This window comes from Mycobacterium sp. (genome assembly GCF_002863225.1).
GTDB lineage: Bacteria > Actinomycetota > Actinomycetes > Mycobacteriales > Mycobacteriaceae > Mycobacterium.
This window is the reverse complement of the sequence record NZ_PKEK01000040.1, coordinates 1-13,150: the sequence shown is the minus strand read 5'-3', so window position 1 is coordinate 13,150 and position 13,150 is coordinate 1. Positions and strand designations below refer to the sequence as shown.

The window sequence follows — 13,150 nt, the reverse complement described above, 5'->3', positions numbered from 1 at the left end:
GCTAGTCGTCGTCGTCGAGGAACGCGGCATTGACCAGGTCGTCGAGATCCATCGTCGCCAGGTCTTTTTCTTTGTCCTGATCCGTCTCGGCACCATCGGTCTCGTTGGCCAGGCCGAGCAACAGGTCCAGCACGCCGGCTTGGCGTAGCCGCTTGACCGGGATGGACGCCACCACACGCTGGATCTCGGCTTCCCCGGGCGTGGCTTTGGCCGCCACTTCGGCCGAGGCCCCGACCAGTTCCTGGCGGAAGTAGCCGGCCAGCGCCGTGGAGTTCGGGTAGTCGAAGATCAACGTCGGCGAAAGCGGTAGCCCGGTGGCGGCTTTGAGGCGGTTGCGCATCTCGACCGCGGTCAGCGAGTCGAAGCCCAACTCCTGGAACGCCTTGTCCGGATCGATCGCCTCCGGCGTACTGCTGCCCAGCACTGTCGCGATGTGCGAGCGCACCAGATCCAGCAGCACCGCCTGCTGCTCGTCCTCCGGCAAGCCGTCAAGGCGTTGCAGCAACGCCGACTTCGACTTGGCCGCGGCCAGCGAGTCGTCGACCTGACGTCGCGCCGGTGCGTTGATCAGATCGACGAACATCGGCGGCAGGGTGCCACCGTCGAACTTCGTTCGCAGCGCGGCGATGTCGATGTGGGCCGGCAGCAGGAACGGCTCGTCGATCACCATCGCGGTGTCGAGCAGTTGCAACGCCTGCGTGGACGTCATCGCAACGATGCCGTCTCGCGCGAACCGGGCGAAGTCGACGGCGCCCAGTTCACCGGTCATGCTGCTGGTCTGATCCCACAGACCCCAGCCCAGCGAGATCGCCGGAAGACCGCGGTTGCGCCGGTACACCGCCAAGCCGTCCAGGAAACTGTTGGCGGCGGCATAGTTCGCCTGGCCCGACGAGCCGACCAGGCCGGCCATCGACGAGAACATCACGAACGCCGACAAGTTCGTGTCCTTGGTCAGCTCGTGCAGATTCCACGCCGTGTCCACCTTGGCCCGCAGTACCGCGTCCACCCGCTCGGGCGTCAGCGATGTGACCACCGCGTCGTCCAGGACACCTGCGGTGTGGATGACCGCCGACAGCGGATGCTGCACCGGGATGTCGGCCAGCACCTTGGCCAGCGCCGCCCGGTCGGAGGTGTCGCACGCGACGATCGACACCTCGGCCCCGCCGGCGGACAGCTCCGCCGCCAGTTCGGTGGCGCCCGGCGCGTCCGGCCCGCGACGGCCGATCAGCACCAGGTTGCGCACGCCGTGATTCGCGACCACGTGACGTGCCAGCGCCGAACCGGCCATACCCGTACCACCGGTGATCACCACCGTGCCCAACGCCCACGCGTCCGGCATCGTCAGGACGACCTTGCCGGTGTGGCGGGCCTGGCTGAGGTACCGCAGTGCCGCGGGTGCCCGCCGCACGTCGAAAGTGGTGACCGGCAAAGGTCGTAACGTCGCGTCCTCGAACAGCGCTGCCAATTCGGTCAGCATCCGCTCGATGTGGTCGGCGCCCGCCTCGAACAAGTCGAAGGCGCGGTAACGCACACCGCTGTACTCCGCGGCGACCTCCGCGACCTCACGGATATCGGTCTTGCCCATCTCGAGGAACACCCCGCCCGGGGCGACCAGGCGCAGTGACGCATCCACGAAATCGCCGGCCAGCGAATCCAACACCACGTCCACACCGCGACCACCCGTGGCGGCCCGGAATTTGCCTTCGAAGTCCAGCGAGCGGGAGTCGCCGATGTGAGCGTCGTCGAATCCCATCGCCCGCAACGTGTCCCACTTGCCCTGGCTGGCGGTGGCGAATACTTCCAGCCCGAAGTGGCGGGCCAGCTGCACCGCGGCCATTCCGACACCGCCGGCCCCGGCATGGATCAGGATTGTCTGGCCCGCCTTCGCCTCGGCCAGCGCAGTCAGCGCGTAGTAGGCGGTCGCGAACACCACCGGGGCGGTCGCCGCTTCGGTGTAGGACCATCCCGAGGGAATGTCCATCAACAGGCGCGCGTCGGTGACGGCTTGGGTGCCGGTGCCCTCGGGGAACAAACCGGTGACCCGGTCGCCGACCGCGAAACGGGTGACGTCCGAAGCAGTTTCGATCACGACGCCGGATGCCTCGACACCCATCACCGCGTCCTCGTCCGGATAGAGGCCTAGCGCGATCATGACGTCGCGGAAGTTGGCCGGCATGGTGCGTACGGCCACCCGCACCTGACCGGCGTCCAGTGCTGCGTCGGCGTCGGGGATCGGCTCGAGCACCAGGTTCTCGAAGGTGCCCTTGGTGGACATGCCCAGCCGCCACGCGCCGTCACCCGGCGGCACCAGCAGGGCGTCCACTGCCCGGCTGCCGTGCACCCGGCCCGTGTAAACGGTGTCGTCCCGGACCAGTACCTGCGGCTCGCCGGCTGCGAGCAATGCGGCGATCGTCGTATCACTCAGTGGCGCATCGGAATCCGCCAGCACGATCCGGCCTGGATGCTCCGTCTGCGCGGAACGCACCAGACCCCAGACGGCGGCACCGGCCAGATCGGTGACGTCCTCCCCCGGGCGTCCGACCGCACCGCGGGTCGACACCACCAGAGTCCCGGAGTCGTGTTCGGCAAGCCACGTCTGCAACGCGGCCAGCGCCTCGTGCGTGCGGAGGTAGGTGGACGCCAGCGCATCGTCGTCACCGGGCTGAGATTCGAACACGTCGTAGGACGGTGTGTCGACGTGAGATCCGGATACCGCCGGCGACCAGACCACCTCGAAGATCCGGTCCGGCCCGGAGCCGGAGACGGCGGCCATCAGCTGCTGCCGCGACACCGGCCGCGCCACCATGGACGCCACCGACAGCACCGGGAGGCCCAGCGCGTCGGCGAGCTCAAGTGACACCGACGACGGGCCCGAGGGCGTGATGCGTGCCCGTACCGACGAGGCCCCGGACGCGTGCAACGACACGCCCTGCCACGAGAACGGAACCAGGACACCGTCTTTGCCGTCGTGCTCGGCCTCGGTCGCAACGATCACCGCGTGCAGCGCCGCGTCGAGAACCGCGGGGTGGACCCCGAATCCGATCGGCGACACTCCGGCGTCGCTGGGCAGCGACACGTCGGCGAAGATCTCGTCTCCGCGACGCCACATCGCCGTAAGACCCTGGAACGCCGGGCCGTAGCCGTAGCCGCTCGCCGCCAACCGGTCATAGAGACCGTCGATGTCGACCGGTGTCGCACCGGGCGGTGGCCAGGCGGCCAGATCGGCGTGCGGCGCTGCCGCGCCGGGTCGCACGATGCCCTCGGCGTGCAGCGCCCAGCCCGAGTGTGCGTCGGCGCGCGAAAGCACCGACACCGCACGCCCGCCCGACTCGTCGGCAGCGTCGACGACGACCTGCACCGCCACCGAGCCGGTCGCGGGGATCACCAGCGGGGCGGCCAGCGTCAGCTCGTCGACGACCGAGCAGCCGACCTCGTCACCGGCACGGATGGCCATCTCGACGAAGCCGGCTCCCGGGAAGATGACAACGCCGCCGACCGCGTGGTCGGACAGCCACGCCTGGGACCCCGCGGCGAGCCGACCGGTCAACACCACCCCACCGGACGTCGGCAGATCCACCACCGCACCCAGTAGGGCGTGCTCGCCGGCGGACAGGCCCAGGCCCTCGGCGTCGACCGCGGCGTCGTCCGCGGACAGCCAGAAACGACGTCGCTCGAACGCATAGGTCGGCAACTCGACGAAGCCGGCACCGGGCAGCATGGCCTGCCAATCCACGCCGATGCCCGACACGAATGCCTGCGCCACGCCGGTCATCAGGCTGTCGGGTTCGGGACGGTCCTTGCGCAGCAACGGCACTGACGCCACCGCGTCTCCGGCGGCCTCGGCAAGCGACTCCTCGATGGAGGCCGTCAGGCCGCCGCCGGGTCCCACTTCCAGGAATCGAGTGGCGCCGGCCGAATTGGCGAAGCGGATGCTGTCGGCGAATCGGACCGCGGCGCGGATGTGCTGAGTCCAGTAGTCGGCCGAGGCGAAGTCCTCGCCGACGAGTTCGCCGGTCACGTTGGAGATCACCGGGATGCTGACCGGGTTGACCGTCAGTTCCCTTGCCGCCGCCTTGAATTCGCCGATCATCGGCTCCATCAGCGGCGAGTGGAACGCATGCGACACCGCCAGCCGGTGGATGCGACGGCCTTGGGCCCGCAGCTGCTCGCCGATCGCGGTCACCGCACCCTCGTCACCGGACACCACCACCGACGACGGGCCGTTGACCGCCGCGATACCGACTGCATCGCTCAGCAGCGGGCGCAGCTCGTCTTCGGTGGCCTGCACGGCGATCATGGCGCCCCCGGACGGCAGCGCCTGCATGAAGCGGCCGCGCGCCACCACCAGCAGCGCGGCGTTCTCCAGCGACAGTGCGCCGGCGACGTGCGCCGCGGTCAGCTCGCCGACCGAGTGGCCCATCACGAAGTCGGGCCGCACTCCCCACGACTGCAGCAGGCGGTACAGCGCAACCTCGACGGCGAATAGTGCCGGCTGGGCGAATTCGGTGGTGTTCAACAGGGTTTCGTCGTGGCCCCACATCACTTCGCGCAGCGGGCGCAGCAGGTGGCGATCCAGCTCACCGACCACGGTGTTGAACGCCTCCGCAAAGACCGGGTAGGTGGCGTGTAGTCCCATGCCCATGCCGAGCCATTGCGAGCCTTGGCCGGGGAAGACGAAGACGGTCTTGCCCGGCAGTGAGGTGCCGGTGACCACCGAGCCACCCGGCCGGCCGTCGGCCAGCTCGGCCAGACCGGCCAGCAGTTGGTCGCGGCCGGCGCCGAGCGCGACGGCACGATGCTCGAATGCGGTGCGGCCGGCCAGTGACCAGCCGACATCGGTTGCCGTCAATTCGTCTCGGGCACCGACGAATTGGGCCAATCGCGAGGACTGAGATTCCAGCGCCGCCGTCGACTTGGCGCTGAGCACCCACGGAACGACGGCCGGTGGCGCGACCACCGACTCGGCGGCCTGATCGATCGGCGGAGCCGACTCGATGATCACGTGCGCGTTGGTGCCGCTGATGCCGAACGACGACACCCCGGCCCGACGTGGCCGGCCGTTGGCCGATTCGGCCCGCCACGGCTGTGGCTCTGTGAGCAATTGCACCGAACCCATCGACCAATCCACATGCGGGCTGGGCGCATCCACATGCAGGGTCGCCGGCAGCACCTCGTGGCGCATCGCCAGGATCATCTTCATCACCCCGGCGACGCCTGCCGCGGCCTGGGTGTGGCCCATGTTGGACTTGATCGACCCCAGCCACAGCGGCTGGTGGCGGTCTTGTCCGTAGGTCGCCAGAATCGCCTGCGCCTCAATCGGATCGCCGAGCGTGGTCCCGGTGCCGTGGCCCTCGACGACGTCGACGTCGGCGGCGGTCAGGCCCGCGCTGGCCAACGCCGAGCGCACCACCCGCTGCTGGGAGGGACCGTTGGGCGCGGTCAACCCGTTCGAGGCGCCGTCCTGGTTGATCGCCGATCCGCTGACGACGGCGAGTACCGGATGGCCGTTGCGCCTGGCGTCAGAAAGTCGTTCCAGGACCAGCATTCCGCCGCCCTCGGAGAATCCGGTGCCGTCGGCCGCGCCGGCGAACGCCTTGCACCGCCCGTCGGTGGACAGACCGCGCCAGCGGCTGAACTCCACATAGATGTCCGGCGTGGCATTGATCGTCACACCCCCGGCCAGGGCCAGGTCCGACTCTCCCGACCGCAGTGACTGCGCGGCCATGTGCAGGGTCACCAATGACGTCGAGCAGGCGGTGTCCACCGACACCGCGGGGCCTTCGAGTCCCAAGACGTAGGACACCCGGCCGGACGCGACGCTGGACAGCTGGCCGGTCAGGCGGAAACCCTCCACCGGTTTCGCGGAGAACATGCCATAGCCCTGTGTCATCAGGCCGGCGAACACACCGGTGGCGCTGCCCCGCAGTGTGGTCGGTTCGATTCCGGCCCGCTCCAACGCTTCCCAGGTCAACTCGAGGAACATCCGCTGTTGGGGATCCATCGCGAGTGCTTCGGACGGACCGATGCCGAAGAATGCCGGGTCGAAGTCGCCGACGTCTTCGACGAACCCGCCGACCCGGGTGTAGCAGGTCTCGGCGACGTCAGGGTCGGGGTTGTACAGATTCGCCAGGTCCCAGCCGCGGTCGTTCGGGAACTCGGAGATGACGTCGCGACCCTGGATGACCATGTCCCACAGGTCTTCCGGCGAGTTCACACCACCCGGGTACCGGCACGCCATGCCGACGATCGCGATCTGCTCGTCGCCGGTGATCCGCATCGCGGGCACCTGCTTGACCTCTTGCGGAACGCCGGCGAGCTCGGTGCGGAAGTAGGAGGCCAGCCGGCTCGGTGTCGGGTAGTCGAAGATCAGCGTCGGCGAAAGGGCCAACCCGGTGGCAGCCTTGAGCCGGTTGCGCATCTCGACCGCGGTCAGCGAGTCGAAGCCCAGCTCCTGGAACGCCTTGTCCGGATCGATCGCCTCCGGCGTGGTGGTGCCCAGCACGGTCGCGATGTGCGAGCGCACCAGGTCCAGCAGCACCGCGTGCTGCTCCTCCTCGGGCAGGCCGTGGATACGTTGCGCCAGAGCGGATTTGGACTTGCTGGCGGCCAGCGAATCGTCGACCCGGCGGCGGGTCGGTGCGTTGATCAGGTCGATGAACATCGGCGGCACGACGGCGGCGTTGGCCCGCAGTGCGGCGGTGTCGATGTGGGCCGGGAGCAGGAACGGCTCGTCGATGACCATCGCGGTGTCGAAAAGCTGCAGCGCGTCGGCAGATGCCAGGGCCTTGACTCCGGTGCGGGCCAGGCGGGCCCGGCCGGCGTCGTCGAGTCCGCCGGTCATCTCGCTGGCCTGGTCCCACAGGCCCCAGCCCAGTGAGGTAGCCGGCAAGCCGTGCGCCCGGCGGTGGGCGGCCAAGCCGTCCAGGAAGCTGTTGGCCGCGGCGTAGTTCGCCTGACCCGAGGACCCGACCAGACCCGCCATCGAGGAGAACATCACGAACGCCGAGAGGTTCGAATCCTGGCTCAGCTCATGAAGATTCCAGGCCGCGTCGACCTTGGCCCGCAACACCGGGTCCACCCGCTCCGGCGTCAGCGACGTCAGCACCGCGTCGTCGAGCACTCCCGCGGCGTGAATCACCGCCGACAACGGATGCCGCACAGGAATATCGGCGATCACTTTGGCCAGCGCGGCACGGTCAGCGGCGTCACACGCCACCACCGACACCTCGGCGCCGGCGGCCGACAACTCCGCCGTCAGATCGGCCGCACCCGGCGCATCCGGGCCGCGACGGCCCAGCAGCAACAGGTTTCGCACACCATGGTTGGCCACCAGGTGGCGGGCCACTGCCGACCCCGCCATACCCGTGCCACCCGTGATGAGCACGGTTCCGGACGCCCATGCGTCCGGCATGTTCAGCACCACCTTGCCGGTGTGACGCGCCTGGCTGAGGTAGCGCAGCGCGGCAGGTGCGCGCCGGATGTCGAAGGTGGTCACCGGCAACGGGCGCAGCACGCCGGCGTCGAAGAGTTCACCGAGTTCCAGCATGTACTGGTGCATCCGGTTGCGGCCGGGCTCGAACAGGTCGAAGGCGCGGTACCGAACGCCGGGATACTCCTCGGCAATCTTTCCGGGGTCGCGGATGTCCGTCTTGCCCATCTCGAGGAACACCCCGCCGGGCTTCACCAGGCGCAGCGAGGCGTCGACGAATTCACCGGCCAGCGAGTCGAGCACGATGTCGAAGCCGCGGTCGCCGACGATGGCGCGGAACTTGTCCTCGAATTCCAGGGTGCGCGAATCGCCGATGTGGTCGTCGTCGAAACCCATGGCGCGCAGGGTGTCCCATTTGGGTCGGCTGGCGGTTGCGAAGACCTCCAGCCCGAAATGGCGGGCCAGTTGTGCAGCCGCCATACCCACACCGCCGGTCCCGGCGTGCAGCAACAGTCGCTGGCCCGGCTTGACGTCGGCAAGGTGGACGAAGGCGTAGTAGGCGGTGGTGAACACGGCCGAGATCGCGGCGGCTTCGGCGTAGGACCAGTCCGACGGCATCGGTAGCAGCAGCCGGATGTCGCCGGCGACCAGCGTGCCGCTGCCGTCCGGGAAGAAGCCGTAGACGTTGTCGCCGACGGCGAATTCGGTGACGCCGGGGCCGACTTCGACCACGACGCCGGCGCCCTCACCGCCGATCAGCGCGTCATGGGTGAACATGCCCAACGTGATCATGATGTCGCGGAAGTTGGTGGAGATGGATCGCAGGGCGACCCGGACCTGCCCGGCTTCCAGGCCCGCGTCGGCGTTGGGCACCGGCTCCAGTTGCAGATTTTCGAAGGTGCCCGCCGTGGAGAGGCCCAGGCGCCATGGTCCTTCGGAGGGTGGCACCAGCACGCCGTCGACAGCCCGGCTGCCGCGCACCCGCGCGGCGTAGATCGTCTCGCCGCGCACGACCAGCTGCGGCTCTCCCACCGCCAGCACCTGGGCGATGATCGAATCACTCAGCGGTGCATCGGAATCCACCAGCACGATGCGGCCCGGGTTCTCGGTCTGCGCCGAGCGCACCAGACCCCACACGGCTGCGCCGGCCAGATCGGTGACGTCCTCCCGCGGCAACCCCACCGCGCCGCGGGTCGACACGAGCAACACGCCCGAGTCGTGTTCGGCCAGCCAGGATTGCAGCGCCGCCAGCGCGGTGTGCACCCGTTCGTAGCTCGCGGAGACGGAATCGCTTGTGGTCGAAGCGGATTCGAACACTTCGTAGGCCGGAGTCTCGGCGTGCGATGCCGACGATGCCGGCGACCACACCAGCTCGAACAGCCGATCGCCGGTGGAGCCGGAGATCGCCGCCGCCAACTGCTGCTGGGAAATCGGTCGCGCCACCATCGACGACACGGTCAGCACCGGCAGACCCAGCCCGTCGGCCAGTTCCACGGAGACCGCCGACGGACCCGACGGCGCGATCCGTGCCCGCACCGCGGACGCCCCCGCCGCGTGCAACGACACGCCCTGCCACGAGAACGGAAGCACCACGTCGGTACTGCCGGAGTGAGCGACAGCGGCCGCATGCAGCGCCGCGTCCAACAGCACGGGGTGCACCCCGAATCCGCTCACCCCGCCGGCCGACTGGGGCAGGGTCACTTCGGCGAAGTATTCGTCGCCGCGCCGCCACAACGCGGTCAAACCCTGGAACGCCGGGCCGTATTGGTAGCCGCGCTCGGCGAGCCGCTGATAACCGTCGGTGACGTCGACGGCGAGGGACCCCTCGGGTGGCCACACCGACAGGTCGGCGACCGGTTCGACCGTGCGTGAGGACAGGATGCCCGTCGCATGGCAGCTCCAGGCGGAATCCGTGGTCTCCCTTGAGAACACCGACATGCTGCGCTGACCGGATTCGTCAGCGGTGCCGACCACCACTTGCACAGACACCGAGCCGGACGCGGGTAACAGCAACGGCGCCTGCAGGTTCAGTTCGTCGACACTCCCGCAGCCGACCTCGTCGCCCGCACGGATCGCCAACTCCACGAAACCCGCACCCGGGAATACGGCAACGCCCTCGACAGCGTGGTCGGTCAGCCAGCCGTGGGTGGCCGACGACAGCCGGCCGGTCAGCACCACGCCGCCGGAGTCCGGCAGTTCCACCACGGCACCCAGCAGGGCATGCTCGCCGGCGCCGAGGCCGAGGCCGGCGGCGTCCACCGCGGCACCGTCCCCGGAAAGCCAGAAGCGTTTGCGCTCAAAGGCATACGTCGGCAATTCGACGAAACCGCCCGCCGGTACGGTAGCGCGCCAGTCGATTTTGACGCCCGCAACGAAGGCCTGGGCGGCCGAGCTGAGGAAGCGCCGCAGGCCACCGTCGTCGCGGCCGAGGGTCGGGACGACGACCGCCTCCGCTCCCCCGTCGGTGGCGGTGTCTTCGATGCCGGCGATCAGCGCGGGGTGCGGGCTGGTTTCGATGAAGGTCCGGTAGCCGCTCTGCGCGGCGGTGCGCACCGCCTGGTCGAACTCCACGGTCTGACGGATGTTGCGGAACCAGTAGTCGGCGTTGAGATCTGCGGTGTCCTGGACGGCGCCGGTCACGGTGGAGAAGAACACGGTGCGCGCCGATTGCGGATCGATACCGCGCAGCGCCTCGGTGAGCTCATCGCGAATCTCGTCGACAGCGATCGAATGCGACGCGTAGTCGACGTCGATGCGACGGGCGCGGGTTTCGCGCTCGACGCACAGCGCGACGATCTCGTCGAGTGCGGCTTCCTCGCCGGAGAGGACGACGGCCGACCGGCCGTTGACGGCGGCGATGCTGACCCGATCGCCATACGGCGCCAACAGGTCTCGCGCTTCGTCGGCTCCGCAGGCCAGCGACGCCATTCCGCCGCGACCGGACAGCGCCAATAGCAGCTTGCTGCGCAGCGTCACCACCCGCGCCGCGTCGCGCAGCGACAGCGCACCGGCGACGTAGGCGGCGGCGATCTCACCCTGGGAATGCCCGATGACCGCGTCCGGGCGGACCCCGATCGATCGCCACAGCTCGGCCAGCGAGACCATCACCGCGAACAGCAAGGGCTGCACGACGTCGACGCGGTCCAGTCCCGGTGCACCCGGTGCACCACGCAAGACGTCGATCAACGACCAGTCGACGAATTCGTCGAAGGCCTGCGCGCAGGCGTTGATGTGCTCGGCGAAAACCGTTGCGGTGTCGAGCAGTTCGACACCCATGCCGATCCACTGCGAGCCCTGGCCGGGAAATACGAACACGGTCTTGCCGGTCGGTACTGCCCGGCCGGTGATCACCGATCCGCCCGGCACCCCCTGCGCCAATTCACCCAGACCGGTCAGCAGCTGGTCGCGGGTGTCGCCGAGAACGACGGCCCGGTGCTCGAAAGTCGACCGCCCGCCCAGTGACCAGGCCACGTCACCAGCAGCCAATTGAGCACGGCTGCCGGCAAATTCAGCGAGACGCTGAGCCTGCGACTGAAGTGCCGCGGCGCTCTTGGCCGACAGCACCCACGGCAGCACGGACGGTTGCGGCTCCGCGCTCTCGGTCGGCTCGACCGACGGGGACTCCTCGATGATCACGTGGGCGTTGGTGCCGCTGATTCCGAACGACGACACCGCCGCGCGACGGGCATGCCCATTGGCCGACCATGGCTGTTCCTCGGTGAGCAGCGATACCGACCCGGCCGTCCAATCCACATGGGGGCTGGGCACATCGACATGCAACGTCGCCGGCAGCGTCTCGTGGCGCATGGCCTGCACCATCTTGATCACGCCCGCCACTCCCGCGGCCGCCTGCGTGTGACCCATGTTCGACTTGATCGAGCCCAGCCACAGCGGTGCGCCGGCCCGGTCCTGGCCATAGGTGGCCAGTAGCGCCTGGGCTTCGATCGGATCGCCCAAAGTCGTTCCGGTGCCGTGGCCTTCGACCACGTCCACATCGGCTGCGCTCAATCCGGCGTTGGCCAGCGCGGTGCGTACCACCCGCTGCTGGGAAGGGCCGTTGGGAGCGGTCAGCCCGTTGGAGGCGCCGTCCTGGTTGACCGCCGTACCGCGCACCACCGCAAGCACCCGGTGGCCCAGCCGCTGAGCGTCGGAAAGTCGTTCCACCACCAGCATTCCGCCGCCCTCGGACCAGCCGACGCCATCGGCCGCGCCCGAGAACGGCTTGCAGCGGCCGTCCGGCGACAGCCCGCGGTGCCTGCTGAATTCGACGAACACCGTCGGGGTGGCGTTCACCGTCGCGCCGCCGGCCAGCGCGAGGTCGCACTCCCCGGACCGCAGCGACTGCACCGCCATGTGCAGGGCGACCAGCGACGACGAGCACGCGGTGTCCACCGACACCGCCGGGCCCTCCAGCCCCAGCACATAAGCCACCCGGCCGGTGGCCACGCTCGAGGTCATGCCCGTCAGCCGGTAACCCTCGATCTCTTCGGCGAGCATGCCGTAGCCCTGCACGATGATGCCGGCGAAAACTCCGGTGGCGCTGCCGCGCAACGACGTCGGGTCGATTCCGCCCCGCTCCAACGCTTCCCACGACAGCTCCAGCAGCATGCGATGCTGCGGGTCGGTAGCCAGCGCCTCGCTGGGGGCCACCCCGAAGAATCCGGCGTCGAAACCGGCCACGTCGTCGACGAAGCCACCGGAACGGGCGTAGCACTTGTGCGGAGCGTCGGGGTCGTCGTCGAACAGTCCGTCCAGATCCCAGCCGCGGTCGGTGGGGAATTCCGACATCACGTCCCGCTTGTCAGCGACCATGTCCCACAAGCTGTCCGGCGAATCGACTCCGCCGGGGAACCGGCACGACATACCGACGATGGCGATCGGCTCACCGGAGCGCTCCAGCAGCGCGCGGTTCTTGGTCTTCAGCCGCTCGACCTGGACCAGCGCCTTACGCAACGCCTCGGTTGCATGCTGAAGTTGGTCAGCCATGTCGTTACCCCTCGCCTAACGTCGGTCGTCGCTCAACTCAGAAATGCGGCCCTGGATAAGGGACAGAGTCACTCGCCGCACGAATGGCGACTCAACTGCCCTTCGGCCCGCGAACATCGTCGGCGGGCGCCGACTCGCCCACCCCGCCCATGGCCTGGCTCCGCACCTGATCCCGGTGCCCAGCGATCCATGGCGAGACTGTACCCGCCACAAGTCAGCCGAGCCTAAGCCCGGTCAGCGCCATCCGTCGGCCGCCGCGGCAGCCCGCATCAGGGCGTCGCACAGCTCGCGGAGCTCGGAGGTCCCCGCACCCTCGTCCAGGGCAGTAGCGACGTCCTCGGCCGCGCATCGCACCTGGTAGACCCGGTCGGACAGGTCGGCGGCCTCGTCGGCGGACAGCACCACGGCATCGGCGGGCAGCACCGCGCCCTTGGCTCCGCTGATCGACGCTCGCTGCTCGTAAGCCCGCTGTCGGCACGACCGGCGGCAATACTGCCGGCGCCGCCCCAGCCCGCTGTCGGCGACGTCGCGGCCGCACCAGCGGCACGGCTGTGGGTGGGCACGGCGTGTCACGGGGCCGACTTTAGTCGGGGTGCCCGGTGAATCCCGGTATCATGGACCGTTGGGTCACCCGCACGACCGGGAATTACCCTGCCGGGCCCGACGTTGATCAGGGCGCCAGCTAATGAGAAGACATTAAGAGGAGTGGTAACCAATGGCCGATCGCGTCTTGAG

The 13,150-nt window shown here is 69.0% G+C and carries 2 protein-coding genes; both read right to left on the bottom strand.

The annotated features are described in order from the left end of the window. Nucleotide 1: 1 nt before the first annotated feature. On the bottom strand, nucleotides 2-12,415 hold the full coding sequence (locus CYU59_RS10920; RefSeq protein ID WP_292989091.1) for a type I polyketide synthase: 12,414 nt from the start codon (nucleotides 12,413-12,415) through the stop codon (nucleotides 2-4). A 234-nt stretch (nucleotides 12,416-12,649) separates the two neighbouring features. Next, nucleotides 12,650-12,988, bottom strand: a complete 339-nt coding sequence (locus CYU59_RS10915) for a hypothetical protein (protein ID WP_292989089.1) — start codon at nucleotides 12,986-12,988, stop codon at nucleotides 12,650-12,652. Nucleotides 12,989-13,150: the final 162 nt, after the last annotated feature.

Coding starts and splice junctions, on each gene's coding strand:
- CYU59_RS10920 (WP_292989091.1), bottom strand. CDS start 12,415: ATGGCTGACCAACTTCAGCATGCAACCGAGGCGTTGCGTAAGGCGCTG.